The sequence below is a fragment of the Pseudomonas sp. PVC-3-1 genome (genome assembly GCF_057444315.1).
Genome location: NZ_CM172023.1, coordinates 4,521,047 through 4,543,359, shown reverse-complemented (window position 1 = coordinate 4,543,359; position 22,313 = coordinate 4,521,047). Strand labels below are relative to the sequence as shown.

Genomic DNA, 22,313 nt, shown 5'->3' with positions numbered 1-22,313 from the left:
CCTGGACCACTGCGGGCGGATGGCGATCGCGGACGGAGTCCGCTCCTACCCAGGTATCAGGTTTCGTAGGAGCGGACTCCGTCCGCGATGTCCTATCGGCCGCTCCGTGGATGAGTTTGGCGCGTGGATCAGCCGATGGCGGAGGGACTCCGCTCCTACGCCTGAGTCAGCTTCTCGACGAGGCGGCGAGTGAGCGGGGCGATGACCAGCACCAGCGGGAAGCCGATGCTCCAGCTGGTGAGCCAGGCGCCGAGCCATAGCTGGACGAAGTCCGGCACCAGGCCGATGGCACGCCCGGTGGAAAGGCCGGAGACCAGCAAGGTCATCACGCCGGACAGAATCAGCGCGAACAATAGCGGAGCGTAGCGGCGCGGGATCATGCGTGGGCCTCCTGCGCGGGCTCGAGCTGTGGCTGCTGAAGGCGGCTGAGGGTTTCGGCGAAATGCTGGCCGAACATAAGCGCGGTCTTCAGGTCGCCGGAGCAGAAGTCCGGGGAGGTCTTGTCTGCCTGGGCCATCAGCCCGGACCAGGAGCCGAGGCGGTTGGCGGCTTCGTCGTAGGGCACGCCCAGGTGCTGCTCGGGGAGGATCGGGTTGCCGGCCCAGAGCATCCCGTGCTGCATGCAGAAGGTGAACAGCGAGATCAGCGTGGACTGCTTGTCGCCTGCCGGCAGCGCCGAGACGGTGAAGCCCGCGGCAAGTCGGCCGTGCAGCTTCTGCTGGCGCCACAATGGGCCGGTGCTGTCCATCAGGGCTTTCAGCGGCGCCGAAACGCCGCCCAGGTAGGTGGGTGAGCCGAGAATCAGGCCGTGGAAGGCGAGCAGTGCCTGTGGCCGTTCGATCAACGCCTGGGCCTGGAGCAGCTGCACATCGCAGCCGGGCACCCGGCGAGCGCCGTTGGCGATGATCTGGGCGATACGTTCGGTGCGGCCGTTGGCGCTGTGGTAGACGATGGCGATGCTTTTCATGGAGTTCTCCTGTTTCTCACGCAAGGTCAAAGCCGCATCCGGGTTGACCGTGAAGGGCTTTGGCGTGAACCTACAAGTTCAAGCGAACTTGAGGTCAAGAGGTGTTCCATGGATATCGCTGACGTGGCCAGGCGCTCCGGCGTGCCGGCATCGACCCTGCGTTTCTACGAGGAGAAGGGACTGATCGTTTCGCTCGCCAAGCCCGGCGCGCGCCGCCAGTTCGCCCCGCAGATTCTCGACCAGCTGGCACTGATCACCCTAGGGCAGTCGGCAGGGTTCAGCCTGGAGGATATCCGCTCGATGTTCGCTGGCGACGGCGGGACGAATATCGACCGGCAGATGCTGGCGGCCAAGGCGGACGAGCTGGACGCCACGATCAGGCGCCTGCGGGCGATGAGCCGGGGATTGCGCCATGCGGCAGCCTGCCCGGCGCCCAGCCACGCCGAGTGCCCGACCTTCCAGCGATTGGTGAGGGCTGCGGCGAAGAGTGCGCTGGAGGGGAAGAAGGCGCGGGGTCGGTTGAGGAAGGGCGAGGGCGGTATCGCGGGATGATGGCGTGATCGGCTGGCCCAGCTTTTGGAGGGGCGAGCTTGCTCGCGAACAGTGTCGGCCGGTTACATCAACGTTGGGCGGTTCGCGCGCAAGCTCGCTCCTACAGGGGCAGTGTGACTGGGGGCTGCCCGCAGAACCTTGACGCCTGCCCATCGCGACCGCTTTGCTGATGACCAACAGCGACCAACTCGCCCGCGCTTCGAGATAGGGGCGTTCATGTAGGAGCGAGCTTGCTCGCGAACAGTGTCGGCCGGTTACATCAACGCTGGGCGGTTCGCGAGCAAGCTCGCTCCTACAGGGGCAGCGCGACTGAGGGCTGCCCGCAGAACCTTGACGCCTGCCCATCGCGACCGCTTTGCTGATGACCAACAGCGACCAACTCGCCTGCGCTTCGAGATAGGGGCGTTCTTGTAGGAGCGAGCTTGCTCGCGAACAGTGTCGGCCGGTTACATCGACGCTGGGCGGTTCGCGAGCAAGCTCGCTCCTACAGGGGCAGTGCGACTGAGGGCTGCCCGCAGAACCTTGACGCCTGCCCATCGCGCCCGCCTTGCTGATGCACCCACAGCGACCAACTCGGCTGCGCTTCGAGATAGGGGGCGTTCTTGTAGGAGCGAGCTTGCTCGCGAACAGTGTCGGCCGGTTACATCGACGCTGGGCGGTTCGCGAGCAAGCTCGCTCCTACAGGGGCAGTGCGACTGGGGGCTGCCCGCAGAAACTTGACGCCTACCCATCGCGCCCGCGTTGCTGATGCCCCCACAGCGACCAACTCGCCTGCGCTTCGCGAGATAGGGGCGTTCTTGTAGGAGCGAGCTTGCTCGCGAACAGTGTCGGCCCGTTACATCAACGTAGGGCGGTTCGCGAGCAAGCTCGCTCCTACAGGGGGATTTCCAGCGTGGCGGATAGCCACTCGCAGAATCCCAGCGCCTGCGCATTCCGCTCGCTCTGCTGATGTACCAGCAGGGACCAGTTCGGCCCTCGCACGGTCTGCTCGCTGAGGGGCGTCAGCAGGCCATTCTGCCGTGCATCGCCGGCCAGCAGCTGGCTCACCAGTGCAACGCCCAGCCCCTGGCTGGCGGCATCCAGCAGCAGGCCGGGATCGGAGAAGTTCAGCCCTTCGCTGCGCTGGCCAACGTCCGCGCCGCCCTGCAGTTGCCAGTGCGCCCAGTCCATTTCCCGTTCGCCGTGCAGGGTGGTGCGTGCCGGTTCCGGCTGCTGCAGCAGCGCGGGGTGGCAAGCTGGATAGAGACGATCCTCCAGCAGCACGCGGAAGCGGCACTCGGCCTGGGCAGTGAGGTCGTCGCGCACAGCGATGTCGATGGTCTGGCTGGCCATGTCCGGAGTTTCATCGGTGGTCAGCAGCCAGAGGTCGATCTGCGGGTGGCGCGCGTGGAAGTCGCCCAGACGCGGCACCAGCCAGTGGCGGGCGAAGGCCGGGGTGGTGTTAACCACCAGTTGGTTGGGCTTGCGGTACTGGTCCAGGCGACGGATGCCCACGGCCAGTTGCTGCAGCATGGATTGCGTGGTGCTGAGCAGGTCGGCGCCGGCGTCGGTGAGCGCTACCTTGCGCCCGGAACGATAGAACAGCGGCTGCTCGACGAAGCTTTCCAGGCTGCGGATCTGCTGGCTGATGGCCGACTGGGTGAGGTGCAACTCCTCGGCTGCCTTGTGAAAGCTGCCCAGGCGCGCGGCGGCTTCGAAGCCGCGCAGGGCGTTCAGGGGTGGCCAGTGTTTGAGCATGATCGATAAGTTCGTCTAATCAGATTTACGCAAAATCTATCGTTTGTTGTGACGTTTTTACAGGCCTAGCATTGTCATCAGGCGCCGCTGAACCCTTTCCTTCCGATAAAAATTCCTTACCAAAGGCTTGAGTATGCATCGCAACGACGACATGCAGAACGGCTGGCGCATGCCTGCCGAATGGGTCAACCACGCGGCGACCTGGATGGCTTTCCCGCACAACCGTCCGCTCTGGGAGGGCGGCTGGCGCGTCACCCTGGAGCAGGTGCAGGAAGACTTCGCCAGTGTCGCCAATGCCATCGCCCGCTTCGAGCCGGTGAAGCTGGTGGTGGACCCGTCCGCCGTGGCTCGCGCCGCCGAACTTTGCGGGCCGAATGTCGAGCTGGTGCCGCTGCCCATCGACGACAGCTGGTGCCGTGATTCCGGGCCGACCTTCGTCTGCCATCCGCAGTTTGGCGTGGCCGGCGTGAGCTGGCGCTTCAATGCCTGGGGCGGCAAGTCCGAGCACACTCTGGACGAAGGCCTGGGCCGGCGCATTCTTAACAGCCTCGGGCTCGACTGCTTCGGTACGCCGCTGTCCAATGAGGGCGGGGCGATCCATGTGGACGGCGAGGGCACGCTGATCACCACCGAGTCGGTGCTGCTCAACCCCAACCGCAACCCCGGCGTGAGCAAGCGCGAGATGGAGGAAATCTTCAGCCGCCTGTTGGGGGTAACCAAGACCATCTGGCTGCCGGGCGACCCGCAGTATGTCACCGGCGACATGACCGACGGCCACGTCGACGGCGTGTGTGCCTTCGCCCGTCCCGGCGTGCTGCTGGTGGATGCGACCCACGACAGCTCCAGCGTCTACGCCCAGGTCGCGAAGGAAAACCGTCGCGCGCTGGAGCTGGCCACCGACGCCAAGGGCCGCTCCTTCGAGCTGATAGAGCTGTTCGAAGCCAGCGCGGCGGTGGACCCGGAGGCCGAAGTCTTCTGCGCGTCCTACACCAACTTCTACCTGGCCAATGGCGCAGTGATCATGCCGGCCTACGGTATTGCCGCCGACGATGAAGCCGCGGCGGTGCTGGCCCGAGCCTTCCCCGGCCGCGAAGTGGTGCCGGTGCGCATCAACAACCTGGCCCACGGCGGTGGCGGTGTGCACTGCATCACCCAGCAGCAGCCGGCCTGGCCGCTCGGAGGCCTGTGATGAGCAAGTTGACCGTTGCTGTCCTGCAGTTTTCCTGCAGCTGGGATCTGCCGCGCAACCTCGCCGAAGCCGAGCGCCACGTGCGCGCGGCGGCGGCAGCGGGTGCCAAGCTGATCCTGCTGCCCGAGCTGTTCGCCACGCCGTATTTCTGCATCGAGCAGGACCATCGCCATCTGGCGCTGGCCCAGCCCTTCGACGACAGCCCGCTGCTGCAGCGCTTCGCCAGCCTGGCGGCAGAGCTCAACGTGGTGCTGCCCATCAGCTGGTTCGAGCGCGCCGGCAATGCCTACTTCAACTCTCTGACCGTGGCCGACGCTGATGGCAGCCTGCTTGGCGTGTACCGCAAGACGCACATCCCCAATGCCATCGGCTACCAGGAAAAGGAATACTTCAGCCCCGGCGACACCGGCTTCCGCGTCTGGGATACCGCCGTCGGACGCATCGGCGTGGGCATCTGCTGGGACCAGTGGTTCCCCGAGACTGCCCGCTGCCTGGCGCTGCAGGGCGCGGAGATGCTGCTGTTCCCCACCGCCATCGGCTCCGAGCCGGGCGCCGAACAGTTGGATTCCCGCGACCACTGGCAGACCGCCCAGCGCGGCCACGCCGCCGCCAACCTGCTGCCGGTGCTGGCGGCCAATCGCATCGGCGAGGAAGTAGCGCCCAGCGATGACGCGCTGCGTATGCGCTTCTATGGCTCTTCGTTCATCACTGACCACAAGGGCGCGCTGCTGGCCGAGGCCGGCCGCAACGAAGCCGCCGTGCTGGTGCAGGAGCTGGACCTGCGACTGGCTCGCGAAGAGCGCCTGACCTGGGGCGTCTACCGCGACCGTCGCCCGGAAATGTACGGCCCGCTGCTCGGCCTCGACGGCCGCCACCTGCACCCGCGCTGGCAAGGAGTCTGACCATGAACAAGCACCTGTTGATCGGCGCGCTGGGGTTGTCCCTGGCGTGCACCCTGCAACCGGCCACGGCCGAGGAGAAGGTCCTGCGCCTTTTCAACTGGGCGGATTACTTCGCCCCCGACACGCTGGCGAACTTCACAAAGGAAACCGGCATCCGCGTCATCTACGACGTGATGGACAGCAGCGAGACGCTGGAAGCCAAGATGATGGCCGGGCACAGCGGCTACGACCTGATCTTCCCCGGAGATACCGTTGCCGAGCGCCTGATGCGCGCCGGCGCCTTGCAGAAGCTCGACGAGAGCAAGCTGGAGCACCTGGGCGATATCGAGCCGGGCCTGCAGAGCCTGCAGACCAAGTACCCGTACTCGCGTCACGCCGTGGTGCCCTACACCTGGGGCAGCATCGGCCTGACCTTCAATCAGCAGAAGATCGAGCAGCGCATGCCCGGCGCGCCGGTGAACAGCCTCGACCTGATGTTCAAGCCGGAACTGGCCAAGCAGTTCGCCGACTGCGGCATCTCGATGATCGACTCGCCGGACGAAGTGCTTGCCGTGGTGCTCAACTACCTGGGCCGCGACCCGCGCAGCGGCAAGCCGCAGGACTTGGCCGAGGCACTGGCGGTACTCAACGGCATTCGTCCATACATCCGCAAGTTCCAGTCCCAGCCAGTCACCCAACTGGTCAATGGCGACCTTTGCCTGTCGCTGGGCTACAGCGGCGACGTGATCCAGTCGCAACGTGCCGCTGACGAGGCTAAGAAGCCGGAGCGCTTCGAATACCGCGTACCACGCGAAGGCACTTCGGTGTGGATGGACACCATGGCCATTCCCGCCGACGCGCCGCACCCTGAGTATGCTTATGCACTGATCAACTACCTGATGCGCCCGGACGTGATGGCGGCGATCAGCAATGCCACTGGCTACCCGACGTCGAACGCCAAGGCGCGGCCGATGGTCGAGGCGAGCATGCGTGACAATCCGGACATCTATCTTGATGAGAAGGCCTACGCACGCTTGTTCCCTGGCAAGGACATCCCGCAGCGCGACATGCGTTCACGGATGCGTACCTGGACCAGCTTCAAGACTGGCACTGGCGGTTGAGGAGACGAGGATGATGACACGCAGGAACCTGCTCGGCGCCGGCATGACGCTGGCGACGGGCCTCGGGCTCGGCCTGGGCCGCGTCGCCCTGGCGGCGAAGCCCTGGTACATGCCCGACGAGCATCGCAAGCAGGAGCGGGTGTTCGTTGCCTATGCGGCGAGCGCCGACGTGTGGGAAGACATCGCCCCTGACGTCAACGCCACGGTGGCGCGGCTGGCCCGCGCCATCGCCGAGTTCCAGCCGGTGACGGTGCTCTGCCGGCCGGAGCAACAGGCCGAGGCCAAGCGTGCCTGCGGTGGGCAGAACGTCGACTTCCTGCCGGTGCCGGTGGATGACATCTGGGTGCGCGACTACGGCGGCTGCTTCCTGGTCAACGACGCGCTGGGCGGCCTGGCGCTGGCCGACTTCAACTTCAACGGCTGGGGCGGCAAGCAGCACGCCGAGCGCGACCGCGAAGTGTCGGCGGCGCTCGCCGAGGAGCTGGAGGCGAAAGCCATCGTCAGCGAGCTGTGCGGGGAGGGCGGCGGTATCGAGGTGGACGGCCATGGCACGGCGATCTTCACCGAGAGTTGCTGGGTGAACGACAACCGCAATCCGGGCTGGACGCGCCCGCGTATCGAGGCCGAGCTCAAGCACATGCTGGGGCTGCGCAAGGTGATCTGGCTGCCGGGCATTCGCGGCAAGGACATCACCGATGCCCATGTGGATTTCTATGCGCGCTTCGTCGAGCCGGGCGTGGTGGTGGTCAACCTGGACAACGACAAGCGCTCCTATGACTACGAGGTCACTCGCCGGCACCTGGAGATTCTCAAGTCCGCGACCGACGCCGATGGGCGCAAGCTCGAACTGCACAGTCTGCCGCCGCCGATGAAACCCAAGCCCAGCGCCTACAACCGCGACAACCCGGACTTTGCCGCTGGCTACATCAATTATCTGCCGGTGAATGGCGGAGTGATTGCACCGAAGTTCGGCGATGCGGCGGCGGACGAGCATTGCCATGCTCTGCTCGGCGAACTGTACCCGGACCGGGAGATCGTGCAGCTGAATATCGACCCGATCGCCGCCGGCGGTGGCGGCATTCACTGCGTGACGTTGCAGATGCCGGCGGTATAGGGATTCGCCCCGACCGGCTCTTTGCAGGAGCGAGCTTGCTCGCGAACAGCGTTCCCCGATTGCACCGGTGTCAATCAGGTTCGCGAGCAAGCTCGCTCCTACGAAGTCGATGACATCGTGGACCCGGTGTGCAGCCCAGCCAGAAAGTAGGGCGCATAACCCATTCCGGGTTATGCGCCCTGCAGGGTGGCGGAATCAGCGCTCGGCAAAGGCCGCACTCAGCAGCGTCGGCAGTGTGGTGCCTGCCGCACTGGCGAGGGCGAAGTCACGTTCGCCGTGCAGCGGGCCGGGGGCGGGATTGACGTGGAGGACGGTGGCGCGAAGGCGCCAGGCGATCTCGGGAATTTCTGCCGCCGGGTAGACGACCCCGGATGTCCCGACGGAGATCAGCAGGTCACACTGTTCGGCGGCCTGGAAGGCGTGGGTGATGGCGTCCATCGGCAGGCTTTCGCCGAACCACACTACGCCGGGGCGCAGCGGGCCGCCGCAATGGACGCAGGCTGGCGGGGTGACGCGGCGCCCGGCTTGCGGCTCGTCCGGTACCGGTAGCGGTGTATCCGGTTCGCGCTGGCATTTGAAGCAGCGCGGGCGCTCCAACTGACCGTGCAGGTGGGTGACGTCCTGGCTGCCGGCGCGCTCGTGGAGGTCGTCGACGTTCTGGGTGACCAGCGTGAGCTTGGGCACCTTGCCCGCCAGGGCGGCAATGGCCAGGTGCGCGGGGTTGGGCTGGGCGCGATGGACGATACTGCGTCGCCATTCATACCAACCCCAGACCAGCGCCGGGTCGGCGAGGAAGGCCTCGGCAGTGGCCAGTGAGGCGGCGTCGAAACGTTCCCACAGTCCGGTAAGACGGTCGCGGAAGGTGGGAATGCCACTCTCGGCGGAAACGCCGGCACCCGTGAATACCACGACGTGGCGGGCACTGCGAAGTGCTTCGAGCAGTGTGGAGTCGAAGATCATTGCGGGGTTTCCTGCACGGTCGGTGCGCATTCCAGACGGTTGCGGCCGGCTGCCTTGGCGCGGTACAGCGCGCGGTCGGCGGATTCGATCAGGGCCTGCGGGCTGCTGTCGTTGCCACCGGGCAGGGTGGCAATGCCGATGCTCGCGGTGATGCGTCCCAGCGGGCTGCCGGCGTGGGTGAGGTTGGCCTGCTGCAGGCGTTGCATGAACTGCTCGGCCACGGCCAGGGCACCGTCGGGACCGGTGTTGGGCAGGATTACTGCCAGTTCCTCACCGCCATAGCGCGCGGCAAGGTCGGCGGGGCGGCGCACACTGTCGGCGAGTACGCGGCCGATACGGCGCAGGCAATCATCGCCGGCCGGGTGGCCGTAGGTGTCATTGAAGCGCTTGAAGTGGTCCACATCGATCAGCAGCAGCGCCAGCGGCGCGCGCTCGCGATGCGCGCGGCGCAACTCGGCGATCAGGTGGTCGTCGAAGCTGCGGCGGTTCTCAAGCCCCGTGAGCGGGTCGCGCGAGGCGAGCACTTCCAGCTGGCGGTTGGCCTTGAGCAAGTCCTCGCGGGCATCGCGTAACAGGCGCTCGGTGCCGATGCGCCGCTGGATGGCGAGGATCAACAGGCTGCCGATCACCACCACGACCATCAGCAGGCCGAAGGCGATGGCTACCGTGCGCAGGGCGTCGGCGGCCCAGGCGTCGAGGGCTTCATCCTTGCCCAGGGCAACCGAGGTCACCAGCGGGTAGCGCTCGTTCTTGCGGAAGGCATAGATGCGCTCGATGCCGTCCAGCGACGAGGCGAAGGTGGCGCTGCCGACCGTGGCGCTCTCCAGGTACTGGGTGAAGATCGGCGAGCGCGAGAGCACCCGGCCCATGTCGCTCTCGCGGAACGGATAGCGCACCAGCACCTGGCCGTTGCTGGTGGCCACGCCGATGGCGCCGGTCTTGCCGATGTCGATCTTGCCGAACAGGCGGAGGAAGTCCTGCACACCGAGGGCGGCGACTATCACCCCGGCGAAGTTGCCCTGGGCGTCGTTGTAGCGGCGGCTGACGGTGATCACCCACACACCCGTGGAGCGACTGTGGATCGGGCCGCCGATGTACGCCTCCAGCGATGGATTGTCGCGGTGGTGGATGAAATAGGCGCGGTCGGCGCTGTTGGAGCCTGGCGGGAAGGGCCCGGTGGAGGTCATCAGCCAGTTGCCCTGGGCGTCGTAGATGCCGACGCCATTGAGCTGGGCGAGGAGGTGTTGCTGGCGCTGCACCAGTTCATTGAGGCGTTGCAGTTGTTCAGCGCCGCGGCCTTCGTGCTCCAGGCGCTCGGCGAGGCCGAGCAGGAGCATGGAACTCTGGGTGACGATGCCTTCGACGTAGGTGTCCAGCGCCTGGGTGAGGTTGAGGTTGTGCGTGGTGGTTTCCGCCAGCGTGCGCTCGCGGGCCGACCACAGCTCCCATGCCGTGGCAGCGGCCACGGCGAGGCTGATGATCGACAGCAGGAGGATGGCAAGGCGGATGTCGCGTTTCACACTGGCCTCGTTGGGTCGTTCCCTGTGGCGGTCGCCACGCGCCCTGGGCATCGCCCGGCGATAGAGCAGGGAGACGCCGGCCGCGCGTGCCGGGTTACGTGTCGTTCGTCAGACGCCAGGCATGCCGCTGAGTTGCACGCGGTTTCGACCTTTCTGCTTGGCGATGTACAGGTGCTGGTCGCAGCGCGCCAGCAGTTCGCGCGGTTCCCGCAGCCCGATCTCGTTGGCCATCGCCGCACCCAGGCTGATGGTCAGGTGGCGCAGGCTGTCGGGCCGGTAGAGGTGCTCGATATCCAGCCTCGCCACCTGTTCGCGCAGCCGCTCGGCGACGCAGCGCAGGTCTTCGACGCTGGTAGCCTCCAGCAGGATGGCGAACTCCTCACCGCCATAACGATAGACGCTGGCCTGCCCGCCGCGCAGGGTGCCGACCAGGCTTTCGGCTACCTGGCACAGGCAACGGTCGCCGGCCTGGTGGCCGTAATGGTCGTTGTAGGGCTTGAAGTAGTCGATGTCGGCCATCAGCAGGGCAAAGGGGCGGCCATTGGTACGCATGCCGTGCCAGCTCTCGTTGAGCTGCAGGTCCAGGGCGCGGCGGTTGCCCACGCCCGTGAGGCCATCGGTGGCGGCCAGCTCCTGCAGGCGCAGGTTGAGGGCAGCGAGCTCCGTGCGCTGGCGGCGCTCCTCGAGGTCGGCGAGGAAGGCCTGGCGCACGCCCTTGATGTTGGTCCAGCTGATGAACAGGCTGAACAGTGCGATGGGCAGGTAGACCAGGGTGAAGATCAGCAGTGGCTTGGCCGCACCGTCGTGGATCAGCCAGACGTTGTAGAGAATGATCGCCGAGATGATTGCCGAGACCAGCGCGATGCCCTTGAAGGAGTAGCGCACGCCGAGGTTGCCGAGCAGCACGAACACCACTGAGGCATAGAGGAAGAAGGGTACGTCGGGCGAGGCGCTGCGCTTGAGCAGCTCGAACCAGGCGATGGTGGAGATGATGTCGTGCACCGGCATCAGCATATCCATCACCAGCACGCTGCGGCTGAAGCGGAACACCAGGAAGATGTTGAGCAGGCCTATCAGGCTCAGGCCCGTGCGCAGGAACAGCGATTCCCTGGCCATGTCCGGAATCAGCAGGGCATCAGCCAGTACGTAGGAATCATAGGCGGCCATGGCAATGAAGTTGATCGCCAACAGGAAGCGCCGGTAATGCTGGACCACGTACGCCTTGTAGGCATCCTGCAGGCGTGGCGGAATTCTCCCCTGGTACTGCTGCCGAGGAGGAACGGCGGGGAACTCGGGTACGGTCATCGAGAGTGGGAGCCTGTGTCTGCCATCCAGGGCGAATGCTGGCCAAGGGCTAGAGTAGGGTGGCGGCACCTTGCCGTCCAGCGGGGCGATGCATGGGGCGTACCAAATATTCGCTCGCCCCGGATTGGTCCTGTCGCCAGGGTTGCCAATGGATCTTTATTGGGTGCCAATGCGGCGGCATGATGACCGCCATCACCTGTTGTCGAGGCTTTTCATGTACGTACCTTCGCATTTCGAGGAAACCCGCCCGGACGAGCTGCATCGGCTGATCCGCGACTACCCCCTGGGCATCCTGGTCACTGGCCACGACGGTCTGCTGGACGCCAACCACCTGCCGTTCGAGCTGGAGCTGTCGAGCGAGAAACCGCTGCTGCGCGCCCACGTGGCCCGCAGCAACCCGGTATGGCAGGAGGCCGACGGCGAGGAGGTGCTGGTGATCTTCCGTGGCGAGCACGCCTACGTCTCGCCCAACTGGTACCCGAGCAAGCACGAGGCGCACCGCCAGGTGCCGACCTGGAACTACCAGGTGGTGCACGTACGCGGACGCCTGAAGGTGATGGATGAGGAGCGCTTCGTGCGCGGCGTGGTCGGCCGCCTGACCCGCACCCACGAGGCCGGCGAGGAAAAACCGTGGAAGATGAGCGACTCCACCCCGGAGTTCATCAGCGGCATGCTGGCCAACATCGTCGGCATCGAGGTGGAAATCAGCGAGATCGTCGGCAAGTCCAAGCTCAGCCAGAACAAGGAAGATCGCGATCGGCTGGGCGCTGCCGCCGAGCTGCAGCAGCGCGGCAGCACCGAGCTGGCCGGGGCCATGGTCAGCTCGAAGGACGTTCCGCAATAGCCTGGACTCCAGGCCAGTTGTAGGAGCGAGCTTGCTCGCGAACCGCCTTGGCAGCAGAGCTACCGGGGGCATCGGTTCGCGAGCAAGCTCGCTCCTACAGGAGTTCCCCGAAACCTGGCACGGCTCAGAACCCGCCGAGCAGATCGTGGGAGTCGAGCAGGCGCCAGGCGATTTCCGGGTTCTTCTCCAGCCCTCGGCGGATCGCGGCTGGGATGGCCTGGCGAGTCTTGCGGCACAGGCCGGGTTGCTCGTCGAAGTCGAACTCGATGCCGCGCATGGTGCGCACTTCATTGAAGCCGGGCGCGATGTGCAGGCGGATGCCGAGTTGGTCGTAGAGCTTCTGTTGCAGACGCTGGAGGTCACCCAGGTCCTTGAGGTTTTCCAGGCGCTCCAGCAGGCGCTGTTCCTCGTGCCGGGTCAGCAGCAGGATGCGCAGGTCGGCGTTGGGGGTTTCCAGCAGGCGTTCCCGGTGGCAGTTGCAGGCGCCGGGCGGGCATTGCTGGCGGAGCGGGAGAGTGGTGGGCATGTCCCGATCATAGCGGGGGATCGGGGAATTGCGCAGGGGGACTGTTCTTGCTCTTTGTAGAAGCGAGCTTGCTCGCGAGCCTTGCGGCACTGGAGCCGCCGGCAAACTCGTTCGCGAGCGAGCTCGCTTCTACAAAAGAACCTTAGTGAGCCGGCTTGCGAATGGTCTTAAGCAGGTCTTCCGGGCTGATCTGCCCGACGATGTTGCTCACGCCCTCGCTGCCTGGCTGCGGCAGGCCGAGGATGTGGCCCTTGATCTTGCCGATCACGTGCATCTCGCACGGCTTGCAGTCGAACTTCAGGGTCAGCACTTCGTCGCCGTGGATCAGCTGCATCGGCTGCACCTTGGTGCGCACGCCGGTGACACCCTTGGCCTGTTTCGGGCACAGGTTGAAGGAGAAGCGCAGGCAGTGCTTGGTGATCATTACCGGCACTTCGCCCGTTTCCTCGTGGGCCTCGTAGGCCGCGTCGATCAGCTGTACGCCGTGGCGGTGGTAAAACGCGCGGGCCTTCTCGTTGTACACGTTGTACAGGAACGACAGGTGCGACTCCGGGTACACCGGCGGCGGGTTGGTCTCGGCCTTGCGGCCACCGCGCGGGTGCGCCTGTACGCGGGCTTCGGTGAGCGCCTCGATGGCCTCGCGGCGCAGCGATTTGAGCTGGGAATTGGGGATGAAGAACGCCTGCGGGGCGTCCAGCTCGATCTGGTCGGCGTGGTACTGGGTGGTGCCCAACTGGCCGAGCAGGTCGTGCAACTGGTCCAGCGCCTGTTCCGGCTTGTTGGCGACGCCGAACGGGCCGTCCAGGGCGACGCTGGCGCTGACGCCTTCCTCGCTGGTGGCGGTCAGTTCCAGGCGCTCTTCACGCAGCCTGGCGATCCAGGACAGGCCGACACGGCGCTCGGCGGACGTCTTCTGCAGCGCCTGCTGCCAGTTGTGGTCGAGGTTGCGCGACAGCGGGTGGTTCGGGCGCAGGCGGTAGAGGCCTTCGGGCATCTCGTTGGGCTCGACGCGGTAGCGGTAGCGCTTCTCGCCGTCTTCTTCGAATTCGCCCTTGGGTTCTGCGATGTTGGCGCGGAAGCCGACCACTTCGCGCTTCACCAGCACGTTGAGGCCGTCGCCGTTGGACAGCGGGTCCTTGGTTACCACCGTCATGTCGCGTTTGCCGACCTTTTCCACGGTGCCCACCGGCAGGCCGGTGAAGGTCGGCGAGTCGAAGGCGCCAATATCGATCTTGCGGTCGCTGACGAAGTAGTCGGTGCTGCCGCGGTGGAAGGTCTTGTCCGGGTCCGGCACGAAGAAGTGGTCGGTGCGGCCGCTGGAGGCGCGGGCCAGGTCCGGGCGCTCGGCGAGAATGCCGTCCAGGCGCTGGCGGTAATAGGCGGTGATGTTCTTCACGTAGCCCATGTCCTTGTAGCGCCCTTCGATCTTGAAGGAGCGCACGCCAGCGTCCACCAGCGCGCTGAGGTTGGCGCTCTGGTTGTTGTCCTTCATCGACAGCAGGTGCTTCTCGAAGGCCACCACGCGGCCCTGGTCGTCCTTCAGGGTATAGGGCAGGCGGCACGCCTGGGAGCAGTCGCCGCGGTTGGCGCTGCGGCCGGTCTGGGCGTGGGAGATATTGCACTGGCCGGAGAAGGCCACGCACAGCGCGCCGTGGATGAAGAATTCGATGGCGGCATCGGTCTCGTCGGCGATGGCGCGGATTTCTGCAAGGTTCAGCTCGCGGGCCAGCACCAATTGGGAGAAGCCGGCCTGATCGAGGAACTTCGCCCGCTCCAGGGTGCGGATGTCGGTCTGGGTGCTGGCGTGCAGCTCGATTGGCGGGATGTCCAGCTCCATGATCCCGAGGTCCTGCACGATCAGCGCATCGACACCGGCGTCGTAGAGCTGGTGGATCAGCGCGCGGGCCGGCTCCAGCTCATTGTCGTGGAGGATGGTGTTGATCGTGGTGAACACCCGCGCGTGATAGCGATGGGCGAACTCCACCAACTGGGCGATATCGCTCACTTCGTTGCAGGCATTGTGCCGCGCGCCGAAGCTCGGGCCGCCGATGTAGACGGCGTCGGCGCCATGCAGGATGGCCTCGCGGGCGATATGCACATCGCGGGCAGGGCTGAGCAGTTCCAGATGGTGTTTGGGCAAGGACATGGTTTCTTCTTTATCAGGCGTGCTTATCAGGTGTGCTTTTCAGGTATGGCACGGGCAATCGCGCATTGTACCGGCCAAATGCCCCGCCGGCACCCGTGGCGTGCCGGACGGTGCGCCACGGCAGGCCTGATAGAACGGGGCGGCCGTTGCCAGCCGCCCCGGCGACTCAGTATTCGAACCGATAGCCGACGTTGGCGTGGTTCTGGTCGAAGTTGTCGCCATCGCGGTAGCCCACTTCCATGAACAGGCTGTGCCCTTCGGCAAGACGCGTGGAGACGCCCACCGCCGCTTCGCGCCAGCCGCCACTGAAGTCCGAACTCTGCTTGGGCGTGCCGTTGATCCGGTAGCCAATGTCATCGGCCATCAGTTCGCGCACATAGCCACCCTTCAGGTAAACCTCGGACTTGTGCTTGGCGTTGCTCAGCTCGTAGCCGACGATGCCACCGGCGCGGGCCAGCAGCGAGTCGTAGTCGTCGTAGTGGATCTTCAGGCCGTTGCTGGCTCGCGAGGAGAAGCCGCCCTGGTCGGTGTAGACCAGTTGCGCCTGGGGTTCGACGAACCACTGGCTGTCCTTCTCACGGTGCAGGGTGAAGCGCTTGCCGGTTTCCACCGAGGCGGAGTAACCCTTGCTGCTGCCGGAGCTCTTCACACGGTTGCCCTGGGTGTCGTTGACGCTGAAGTTGTTCTTCAGGTGTGCGGCCTTGAGCACAGCGTCGATGTAGAAACCGTTCTCGTGCAGCCAGGTGCCATAGATGCCGACCTGCGTGTTGCGGGCGCCGCCGCTGCCTTCGTCGAAGCTCTGGTCGGCCTCGGTGTGGCCGAGCATGGCGCCGATGAACAGGTCGCCGCTGCTGATCGGCACGCGGCGGTCCAGGCCGAGCTGGATGCCCTGGTAGCTCAGGCGGTAGCCGTCGAAGTTGCTGCCGGCGAAGGAGTGCAGCCGGCCGCCGTTGGTGCGCAACCAGACGTTGCCGTCGGTGTCGCGCTCGGTGTAACGCAGCTCGCCCAGGCGTTGCAGCAGAGTCTGCATGTCGAGGTAGGACAGCAGGTAGTTGGTGTGCACCTGCGCGTGGAAGGCGCGGGTGGTCGAAGTGCCGGGGCCTGGTCCCGGGCCGGGCGGGGTCGGCGCGACTGGATCGCCGGGCTCGCTCGGGCCTGGCGGTGTGGGATCGACCGGAGGCGTGGGGTCTACCGGCGGTATCGGGTCAACCGGAGGTACCGGATCAACTGGCGGCTGGGGATCAATCGGGCCAGGAGGTGTAGGGTCGATCGGATCGGGGGGACCCGGGTCTACCGGCGGCGCGGTGTAGCCATACAGTTCCCAGTTGTCATCCTCGTTCTTGCGCAGGGCATAGGTGTTGCCGCCCAGTTCCACCAGCGCACCTTCGTACAATCCGAACTGGCCACTGCCGCCATTGGTTTCGATGATCTCGATGCGCTCGTCGCCCAGGGTGCTCTGCGAGCCATCGTTGGCGACCAGCACCGAATGGCTGCCGGTGCTGCCGCCGCTTTCGCTGATGGTCAGCTTGTCGGTCAGCTGGTTGACGATGTCGGTGTAGAAGTGGAACGCCCCGGCGCCGCTGAGCGAGCCCAGTTGCAGGCTGCCGTAATGCGCGGGCTGGTTGGCGGCGAAGCCGCTCTGCCAGGACTCGCGGCTGTTGAGGAAGACTTGCGAGTCGTCCTGCAGGTCCAGCGCGGTGAGGTTGGAGGCGGCGTAGTGATTGGCCTCGCTGCTGTTCTTGTCCAGCAGGTACCAGCGCGAGCCCTTGAGGTTGAGGGTGGCACTGCTGACGCTGCCGTCGGTCGCCTGGGTGCTGTCGGTCACCGCACGGCCTACCAGCTCGCTGCCCTCGGCATTGAGCGTGAAGCTGCTGGCGAACACGCCGTCGGCACTGTTCTGGCTGGCGTTGACGTTGAACAGGCTGCGCCCGTCCTGGGCGGTGGCGCTGCTGTTGGCCAGGTTCAGGGTGGCGTCCTTGACCGCATCGGCGACGTTCATGATGCCGGCGTTCTGGCCGTCGCTGGTACGCCCGACGAGGCCTCCAACCTCGATCAGGCCGGCGGTGCCGGTGGCGCCGTCGAGGTGCGCCATGTCGGTATCGGTCAGATTGATGACCTGGCCGCCTTCGAGGCGATCACCGTTGCTGGCGAGGCTGTAGCCATTGGCGAATGAATAGCGGATCGCACTGGCGGCGGAGTTGATGCTGTTGCGCACGCCGGCCACCAGCGGGGTGAGGGTGATCTGCGCGCCGTCGCCCATCACTCGCAGGCCGGCGGAGTCCTTGCCTTCGGTGGTGATGTCGGTCTTGCCGTACACCGTGACGTCGGAGTTGCCGTACTGCGAGCCGGCGTGGCCGGTGCTGTCGGTGGGGGCGCTGGCGTTGCCGCCACCCAGGGAGCCGGCGGCCAGGCCATGGGACTGTCCGCTGCCGGTGGTGTGGATCACCGTCTGGAAGTCCTGATGCTTCTCGCTGTTGATGGTCACCTGCGAGTTGCCGGTGGCCCAGGCGCCGATCTCGTTGTTGCCGGCGGTCTTGATCCGCAGGTGGCCACCGTCATAACCAGTAGCGGTGACGCTGGAATGGTTCAGCGCGAACAGGGCGTTGGCGCCGTAGCGGCTGTTGCTGCCCTGGTTGAAATCGCCGCCCATGAAGGTGATCGACGAATTCTTCGTGGCATACAGGCCCACGCCGTTGCTGAAGCCAGTGCCGTTCATGTCCACCAGGTCGAGGGTCACGGTGCCGCCATTGTTGGCCTCCACCGATCGCTGGCTCGACTTGTTGGTGACCGCCAGCACATAGGGCGCGCCATCTTTCGAGGTCATGTCGATGGTTCCGCCGTTGGCGGCGAACAGGCCCTTGCCGCCGGCGATGGTCAGGTTGGCATTGCCGTTGAGCTCGGCGCTGGAGGTTGCGCCGTCCACGTACATCGCGCTTTTCGGGCTGTTGTAGCCCGAGCTGGTCGAGGTGGCGGTGAGGTTGCCGTTGAGCACGAAGCGCCCGCCAGCGGTCACGGCGATACCGTTGTAAACGTACTTGCTGTTGAGGTTGGTATTGCTGCCGTAGTTGTAGGTGATGTCACCGTTGACGGTGACCAGGCTATTGGCACCCTTGATATCCAGGGTATTGCCGTCGACCTTGCCGCTGACGCCGGTCAGCACCAGGGGCGAACCGCTGGGCCCGGTCATGGTGATGATCGCGCCATTGCTCACGGCAAAGGTCTTGATGGTCCCGACCTGGGTGAAGTCTTCGTATTGGCCGCTCTGGTTGGCGGTGTAGCGCTGGTCGGTTTCGGTGACGCTGTTGGCCGCCGTTGCGGTGGCCACGGCCAGCGGGCTGGCCAGTAGAAGCATCAATGGGGTGTTCTTCATCACGGTTTCCTACCGCCTCTCGGCGGGATGGGTGAAGAGAACCCGGGTGCTCGTTTTCCGTGTGCCGCGCCAGCGAGATCCTGGCGAGAAGGGGTGGGAAGGTGGGTTTCAGTGGTGGTGTCCTGGCACTGTGAGTCGCTCACGGGGGTTGGTGTCGGGGCGATTGTCGACCGACGGGCCGGGAAGCACCGTTGAGTTATGTCAGAAGGATTTCGATTCCGGCATGGGTATTGAGAAACGTCATGAGAAGGCCAGATCCCACGTGACCTGCCTCAATACGCACCGGCCTTGAAGGTGCGCAAACCGCCGCCCATGCAGCACTGCACAGGGCAGCTCGGTGCCCTTGCAGAACTGCAAAGTGACCCTGCAACCCTGTCTATTCCGCGCTTTGCAGGCATGGATCAAGATTCGTTCGTCCTCTCGGAATACCTCTCCCACTTTCAAGGAACCGAATCATGAACGCCAAGAAATCCCTGCTCGCCGCTTCCCTCGCACTGGCCATCGGCAATGCCTTCGCCGCCGGCAATCCCACCGTCGAACACAACACCCAGGCCTTCCTCGAGGCCCTGGAAGCGGGCAAGGGCCAGCCACTGGAAACCCTCTCGCCCAAAGACGCTCGTGCCGTCCTGACCGGCGCACAGGCTTCGGTGAAGGTCGACCTCTCCGGCACCCAGGTCAGCGAGAAGACCGTGCAGACCGACGTCGGCCCGGTGAAGCTGACCATCGTTCGCCCGGCCGGCGTGAAGGGCACGCTGCCCGCGTTCATGTACTTCCATGGCGGCGGCTGGGTGCTGGGTGACTACCCAACCCACGCTCGCCTGATCCGCGACCTGGTGGTGAACTCCGGCGCAGTGGCGGTCTACGTCGACTACACCCCGTCCCCCGAGGCGCATTACCCGGTAGCGATCAACCAGGCGTATGCCGCCACCAAATGGGTGGCCGAGCATGGCAAGGAACTCAATGTCGACGGCAAGCGCCTGGCCGTGGCCGGCAACAGCGTGGGCGGCAACATGGCGGCGGTAGTCGCGCTGATGGCCAAGGACAAGGGCACGCCCAAGCTGCGCTTCCAGGCCCTGCTGTGGCCGGTGACTGACGCGAGCTTCGAGACCGGTTCCTACAACCAGTTCGCCCAAGGGCATTTCCTTACCAAGCCGATGATGCAGTGGTTCTGGGACAGCTACACCACCGACCCGAAACAGCGCGCCGAGATCTACGCTTCTCCATTGCGTGCCACGACCGACCAGCTCAAGGGGCTGCCGCCGACCCTGATCCAGACCGCCGAATCCGACGTGCTGCGTGACGAAGGCGAAGCCTACGGTCGCAAACTCGACGCCGCTGGTGTGGCTGTCACGTCCGTGCGCTACAACGGAATGATCCACGACTACGGTCTGCTCAACGTGGTGAGCAAAGTACCGGCCGTTCAAGCCGCCATGCGCCAGGCCGGCCAGGAACTGAAGGTCCACCTGCAGTAAGCCGCTTACCTCCCTCGCCGCCAGGCGGGGGAGGCCACTTCTCTGGAGGGAACCCACATGAGCCAGACCACGCAGCAAGAATCCGTCACCCTGATCATCCGCCACCGTGCCCGCCCCGACAGTGTCGCCGCCTATGAAGCCATCCTGCGCGAGCTGACCCGCGCCGCCAGCGAGTTCCCCGGCCACCAGGGGGTGGACGTGATGCGTCAGGGCGAACACTTCACTTCGGTGTTGCGCTTCGCCAGCGCCAACGAACTGCAAGCCTGGCTGGACTCGCCGCAGCGCCGTGAGCTGATCGAACGCGCTGACCCGCACCTGCTCGAAGGCGAACAGAAGGAGCTGCACAAGGCCCACGAGTTCTGGTTCACCTCCCCGGAAAACACGCAGAAGCAACCGCCGCGCTGGAAGCAGGCTGCCGTCTCGTATCTGGTCATCCTGCCGCTGGTGATGCTGGTGCCGCAGCTCTGGCGCCCGCTGTTCACGCAAATCCCGCTGCTGGGCGGCTTCGTGCCGGCCAACATGCTCATCGTCGCGACCATCGTCCTGCTGGTGGTCTACGTTTTCATGCCACGGGCCACGCGCCTGTTCTCCGCTTGGCTCAATGCCCGCTGATCGAAAGAGGAACTTGCCCATGTACGCCGACCTGATCCTGACCAACGGCCGCTTCCACACCGTCGACCGCGAGAAACCCGAGGCCACCGCCGTGGCCATCGCCGACGGCAAGTTCATCGCCGTGGGCACCGAGGCCGAAGCCATGGCCTTGCGCGCCGGCGCCACCCGCGTCATCGACCTCAAAGGGCGCACTGCGATTCCTGGCCTCAACGACTCGCACCTGCACCTGATCCGTGGCGGGCTGAACTACAACCTCGAGCTGCGTTGGGAAGGCGTGCCGTCCCTGGCCGACGCCCTGCGCCTGCTCAAGGAGCAGGCCCTGCGCACGCCGTCGCCGCAGTGGGTGCGCGTGGTCGGTGGCTGGAACGAATTCCAGTTCGCCGAAAAGCGCATGCCGACCATCGAAGAGTTGAACCAGGCCGCGCCGGACACTCCGGTGTTCGTCCTGCACCTGTATGACCGCGCGCTGCTCAACCGCGCCGCGTTGCGCGTCGTCGGCTACACCAAGGACACACCCAACCCGCCCGGTGGCGAGATCGTCCGCGACAGCAACGGCGAGCCCACCGGCATGCTGGTGGCGCGGCCCAATGCGATGATCCTCTACGCGACCCTGGCCAAGGGGCCGAAGCTGCCCTTCGACTACCAGGTCAACTCCACCCGCCAGTTCATGCGCGAGCTGAACCGCCTGGGGGTCACCAGTGCCATCGACGCCGGCGGCGGCTTCCAGAATTACCCGGACGACTACCAGGTGATCGAGCAGCTGGAGAAAGACAACCAGCTCACCGTGCGCATCGCCTACAACCTGTTCACCCAGAAGCCCAAGGAAGAGCTGGCGGACTTCAAGAACTGGACCAGCAGCGTCAAGTACGGCCAGGGCAGCGACTTCCTGCGGCATAACGGTGCCGGCGAAATGCTGGTGTTCTCGGCGGCCGACTTCGAGGACTTCCTCGAGCCGCGCCCGGACCTGCCCGGCAGCATGGAAGCCGAGCTGGAGCCGGTGGTGCGCCATCTGGTCGAGCAACGCTGGCCGTTCCGCCTCCACGCGACCTACGACGAATCCATCTCGCGGATGCTCGATGTGTTCGAGAAGGTCAACCAGGACATCCCGTTCAACGGCCTGCACTGGTTCTTCGACCACTGCGAGACCATCTCGCCGAAGAACATCGAGCGGGTGAGGGCGCTGGGCGGCGGCATCGCCATCCAGGACCGCATGGCTTTCCAGGGTGAGTACTTTGTCGACCGCTACGGCAAGCAAGCCGCCGAGGCGACTCCGCCGATCAAACGCATGCTGGCCGAAGGCGTCCCCGTGGGTGCTGGCACCGATGCCACCCGTGTTTCCAGCTACAACCCCTGGACTTCGTTGTACTGGATGGTCAGCGGCAAGACAGTCGGAGGCATGGAGCTTTATCCCGAAGGGCTGTCTCGCGCCACCGCGCTGCAGCTCTACACCCACGGCAGCGCCTGGTTCTCCAACGAGCAGGGCAAGAAAGGGATGATCAAGGTCGGGCAGATGGCCGACGTGGCCGTGCTCTCGGCGGACTACTTCAACGTGCCGGAGGAAGAGATCAAGGTCATCGAATCGGTGCTGACCGTGGTGGACGGCCGCGTGGTGTTCGGTAGCGGCGACTTCGAGCGCCAGGCGCCGACGGCGATCCCAGTGCTGCCAGACTGGTCGCCGGTGGCCAAGGTCCCCGGCCACTGGCGCCCGCAAGGCCCGCTACAGCAGGCCGTGCACCAGTGCGCCGGCTCCTGCGGCGTGCATGGCCACAGCCACGAACGCGCACGGCAATCCAGCGTGCCGGTGAGTGACTTCCAGGGGTTCTGGGGCGCTTTTGGTTGTTCCTGCTTCGCGTTCTGAAACTGGCGCAGCGGCCTACGCCGAAAGCTCTTGTGTAGGAGCGAGCTTGCTCGCGAACCCGCCTCACGCCGGATCGATAGGGTGCTGGGCACTTCGCGAGCAAGCTCGCTCCTACAGGTAGCTTCGGTACGCTCCTTGT

Annotated in this window: 18 protein-coding genes; 9 read left to right on the top strand and 9 right to left on the bottom strand. The window is 65.5% G+C overall.

The window, feature by feature from the left end:
• Positions 1-155: 155 nt before the first annotated feature.
• Both AC2T4A_RS20995 and AC2T4A_RS20990 read right to left on the bottom strand, forming a co-directional pair.
• Positions 156-380, bottom strand: a complete 225-nt coding sequence (locus AC2T4A_RS20995) for a DUF2798 domain-containing protein (protein WP_416751725.1) — start codon at positions 378-380, stop codon at positions 156-158.
• Positions 377-967 carry a flavodoxin family protein gene (locus tag AC2T4A_RS20990; protein WP_486741684.1) on the bottom strand — a complete coding sequence of 197 codons (591 nt, stop codon included), beginning with the start codon at positions 965-967 and terminating at the stop codon, positions 377-379. Before AC2T4A_RS20990 ends, AC2T4A_RS20995 begins: the two co-directional genes overlap by 4 nt.
• 108 nt (positions 968-1,075) lie before the next feature.
• Here AC2T4A_RS20990 and AC2T4A_RS20985 point away from each other — a divergent pair, with 108 nt between their 5' ends.
• Positions 1,076-1,519, top strand: a complete 444-nt coding sequence (locus AC2T4A_RS20985) for a helix-turn-helix domain-containing protein (protein WP_478377954.1) — start codon at positions 1,076-1,078, stop codon at positions 1,517-1,519.
• Between the two features lie 873 nt (positions 1,520-2,392).
• Here the strand turns inward: AC2T4A_RS20985 and AC2T4A_RS20980 are convergent.
• Positions 2,393-3,256, bottom strand: coding sequence for a LysR substrate-binding domain-containing protein (locus AC2T4A_RS20980; RefSeq protein WP_486741683.1), 864 nt, complete (start codon positions 3,254-3,256; stop codon positions 2,393-2,395).
• Between the two features lie 133 nt (positions 3,257-3,389).
• On the opposite strand from AC2T4A_RS20980, the gene AC2T4A_RS20975 reads away from it, so the two are divergent.
• Genes AC2T4A_RS20975 through AC2T4A_RS20960 form a run of 4 tightly spaced genes read left to right on the top strand, consistent with a single transcriptional unit; the run spans position 3,390 to position 7,561 of the window.
• A complete protein-coding gene (locus tag AC2T4A_RS20975; protein ID WP_478377952.1) occupies positions 3,390-4,445 on the top strand; it encodes an agmatine deiminase family protein in 1,056 nt (351 codons plus the stop codon).
• Positions 4,445-5,347, top strand: coding sequence for an N-carbamoylputrescine amidase (aguB, locus tag AC2T4A_RS20970; protein ID WP_486741682.1), 903 nt, complete (start codon positions 4,445-4,447; stop codon positions 5,345-5,347). The genes AC2T4A_RS20975 and aguB overlap by 1 nt, the downstream gene beginning before the upstream one ends.
• A 2-nt stretch (positions 5,348-5,349) precedes the next feature.
• The gene (locus AC2T4A_RS20965; RefSeq protein ID WP_416751735.1) at positions 5,350-6,447 is read left to right on the top strand and encodes a polyamine ABC transporter substrate-binding protein; all 1,098 of its coding nucleotides are present in this window, start codon (positions 5,350-5,352) and stop codon (positions 6,445-6,447) included.
• Between the two features lie 10 nt (positions 6,448-6,457).
• A complete protein-coding gene (locus AC2T4A_RS20960; protein ID WP_486741681.1) occupies positions 6,458-7,561 on the top strand; it encodes an agmatine deiminase family protein in 1,104 nt (367 codons plus the stop codon).
• Between the two features lie 195 nt (positions 7,562-7,756).
• Here the strand turns inward: AC2T4A_RS20960 and AC2T4A_RS20955 are convergent, their stop codons facing one another.
• The 3 genes from AC2T4A_RS20955 to AC2T4A_RS20945 all read right to left on the bottom strand — a co-directional run bounded on the left by AC2T4A_RS20955 (position 7,757) and on the right by AC2T4A_RS20945 (position 11,346).
• Entirely contained in the window at positions 7,757-8,521 is a 765-nt protein-coding gene (locus tag AC2T4A_RS20955; RefSeq protein ID WP_486741680.1) for an SIR2 family NAD-dependent protein deacylase, read from the bottom strand.
• Positions 8,518-10,041, bottom strand: coding sequence for a sensor domain-containing diguanylate cyclase (locus AC2T4A_RS20950; RefSeq protein ID WP_416751741.1), 1,524 nt, complete (start codon positions 10,039-10,041; stop codon positions 8,518-8,520). Before AC2T4A_RS20950 ends, AC2T4A_RS20955 begins: the two co-directional genes overlap by 4 nt.
• 108 nt (positions 10,042-10,149) lie before the next feature.
• The gene (locus AC2T4A_RS20945; protein WP_486741679.1) at positions 10,150-11,346 is read right to left on the bottom strand and encodes a GGDEF domain-containing protein; all 1,197 of its coding nucleotides are present in this window, start codon (positions 11,344-11,346) and stop codon (positions 10,150-10,152) included.
• A 214-nt stretch (positions 11,347-11,560) separates the two neighbouring features.
• On the opposite strand from AC2T4A_RS20945, the gene AC2T4A_RS20940 reads away from it, so the two are divergent.
• Positions 11,561-12,190, top strand: a complete 630-nt coding sequence (locus AC2T4A_RS20940) for an FMN-binding negative transcriptional regulator (RefSeq protein ID WP_486741678.1) — start codon at positions 11,561-11,563, stop codon at positions 12,188-12,190.
• A 124-nt stretch (positions 12,191-12,314) separates the two neighbouring features.
• Here the strand turns inward: AC2T4A_RS20940 and AC2T4A_RS20935 are convergent, their stop codons facing one another.
• The 3 genes from AC2T4A_RS20935 to AC2T4A_RS20925 form a co-directional block, all read right to left on the bottom strand.
• Positions 12,315-12,716 carry a hypothetical protein gene (locus AC2T4A_RS20935; protein WP_416751747.1) on the bottom strand — a complete coding sequence of 134 codons (402 nt, stop codon included), beginning with the start codon at positions 12,714-12,716 and terminating at the stop codon, positions 12,315-12,317.
• A 142-nt stretch (positions 12,717-12,858) separates the two neighbouring features.
• Positions 12,859-14,862: a peptidase U32 family protein gene (locus AC2T4A_RS20930; protein ID WP_416751749.1), complete on the bottom strand. Its 2,004-nt coding sequence runs from the start codon at positions 14,860-14,862 to the stop codon at positions 12,859-12,861.
• A 166-nt stretch (positions 14,863-15,028) separates the two neighbouring features.
• Complete coding sequence (locus AC2T4A_RS20925) at positions 15,029-18,232, bottom strand: autotransporter outer membrane beta-barrel domain-containing protein (RefSeq protein WP_486741677.1); 3,204 nt, start codon at positions 18,230-18,232, stop codon at positions 15,029-15,031.
• A 455-nt stretch (positions 18,233-18,687) separates the two neighbouring features.
• On the opposite strand from AC2T4A_RS20925, the gene AC2T4A_RS20920 reads away from it, so the two are divergent.
• The 3 genes from AC2T4A_RS20920 to AC2T4A_RS20910 are packed head-to-tail and all read left to right on the top strand — an operon-like array spanning position 18,688 to position 22,174.
• Complete coding sequence (locus AC2T4A_RS20920) at positions 18,688-19,704, top strand: alpha/beta hydrolase (protein WP_478377945.1); 1,017 nt, start codon at positions 18,688-18,690, stop codon at positions 19,702-19,704.
• Positions 19,705-19,761: 57 nt separating this feature from the next.
• The gene (locus AC2T4A_RS20915; protein WP_416751755.1) at positions 19,762-20,316 is read left to right on the top strand and encodes an antibiotic biosynthesis monooxygenase; all 555 of its coding nucleotides are present in this window, start codon (positions 19,762-19,764) and stop codon (positions 20,314-20,316) included.
• 19 nt (positions 20,317-20,335) lie between these two features.
• Positions 20,336-22,174 (top strand): amidohydrolase, encoded by a 1,839-nt coding sequence (locus tag AC2T4A_RS20910; RefSeq protein WP_486741676.1) that lies wholly within the window; start codon positions 20,336-20,338, stop codon positions 22,172-22,174.
• The last annotated feature ends 139 nt before the right edge of the window (positions 22,175-22,313 follow it).

What these genes read in the sequence shown, in the direction of transcription:
- AC2T4A_RS20965 (WP_416751735.1), top strand. Translation starts at nt 5,350, where the DNA reads ATGAACAAGCACCTGTTGATCGGCGCGCTGGGGTTGTCCCTGGCGTGC.
- AC2T4A_RS20920 (WP_478377945.1), top strand. Translation starts at nt 18,688, where the DNA reads ATGAACGCCAAGAAATCCCTGCTCGCCGCTTCCCTCGCACTGGCCATC.
- AC2T4A_RS20945 (WP_486741679.1), bottom strand. Translation starts at nt 11,346, where the DNA reads ATGACCGTACCCGAGTTCCCCGCCGTTCCTCCTCGGCAGCAGTACCAG.
- AC2T4A_RS20930 (WP_416751749.1), bottom strand. Translation starts at nt 14,862, where the DNA reads ATGTCCTTGCCCAAACACCATCTGGAACTGCTCAGCCCTGCCCGCGAT.
- AC2T4A_RS20935 (WP_416751747.1), bottom strand. Translation starts at nt 12,716, where the DNA reads ATGCCCACCACTCTCCCGCTCCGCCAGCAATGCCCGCCCGGCGCCTGC.
- AC2T4A_RS20940 (WP_486741678.1), top strand. Translation starts at nt 11,561, where the DNA reads ATGTACGTACCTTCGCATTTCGAGGAAACCCGCCCGGACGAGCTGCAT.
- AC2T4A_RS20975 (WP_478377952.1), top strand. Translation starts at nt 3,390, where the DNA reads ATGCATCGCAACGACGACATGCAGAACGGCTGGCGCATGCCTGCCGAA.
- AC2T4A_RS20960 (WP_486741681.1), top strand. Translation starts at nt 6,458, where the DNA reads ATGATGACACGCAGGAACCTGCTCGGCGCCGGCATGACGCTGGCGACG.
- AC2T4A_RS20955 (WP_486741680.1), bottom strand. Translation starts at nt 8,521, where the DNA reads ATGATCTTCGACTCCACACTGCTCGAAGCACTTCGCAGTGCCCGCCAC.
- AC2T4A_RS20985 (WP_478377954.1), top strand. Translation starts at nt 1,076, where the DNA reads ATGGATATCGCTGACGTGGCCAGGCGCTCCGGCGTGCCGGCATCGACC.
- AC2T4A_RS20915 (WP_416751755.1), top strand. Translation starts at nt 19,762, where the DNA reads ATGAGCCAGACCACGCAGCAAGAATCCGTCACCCTGATCATCCGCCAC.
- AC2T4A_RS20910 (WP_486741676.1), top strand. Translation starts at nt 20,336, where the DNA reads ATGTACGCCGACCTGATCCTGACCAACGGCCGCTTCCACACCGTCGAC.
- aguB (WP_486741682.1), top strand. Translation starts at nt 4,445, where the DNA reads ATGAGCAAGTTGACCGTTGCTGTCCTGCAGTTTTCCTGCAGCTGGGAT.
- AC2T4A_RS20995 (WP_416751725.1), bottom strand. Translation starts at nt 380, where the DNA reads ATGATCCCGCGCCGCTACGCTCCGCTATTGTTCGCGCTGATTCTGTCC.
- AC2T4A_RS20990 (WP_486741684.1), bottom strand. Translation starts at nt 967, where the DNA reads ATGAAAAGCATCGCCATCGTCTACCACAGCGCCAACGGCCGCACCGAA.
- AC2T4A_RS20980 (WP_486741683.1), bottom strand. Translation starts at nt 3,256, where the DNA reads ATGCTCAAACACTGGCCACCCCTGAACGCCCTGCGCGGCTTCGAAGCC.
- AC2T4A_RS20925 (WP_486741677.1), bottom strand. Translation starts at nt 18,232, where the DNA reads ATGAAGAACACCCCATTGATGCTTCTACTGGCCAGCCCGCTGGCCGTG.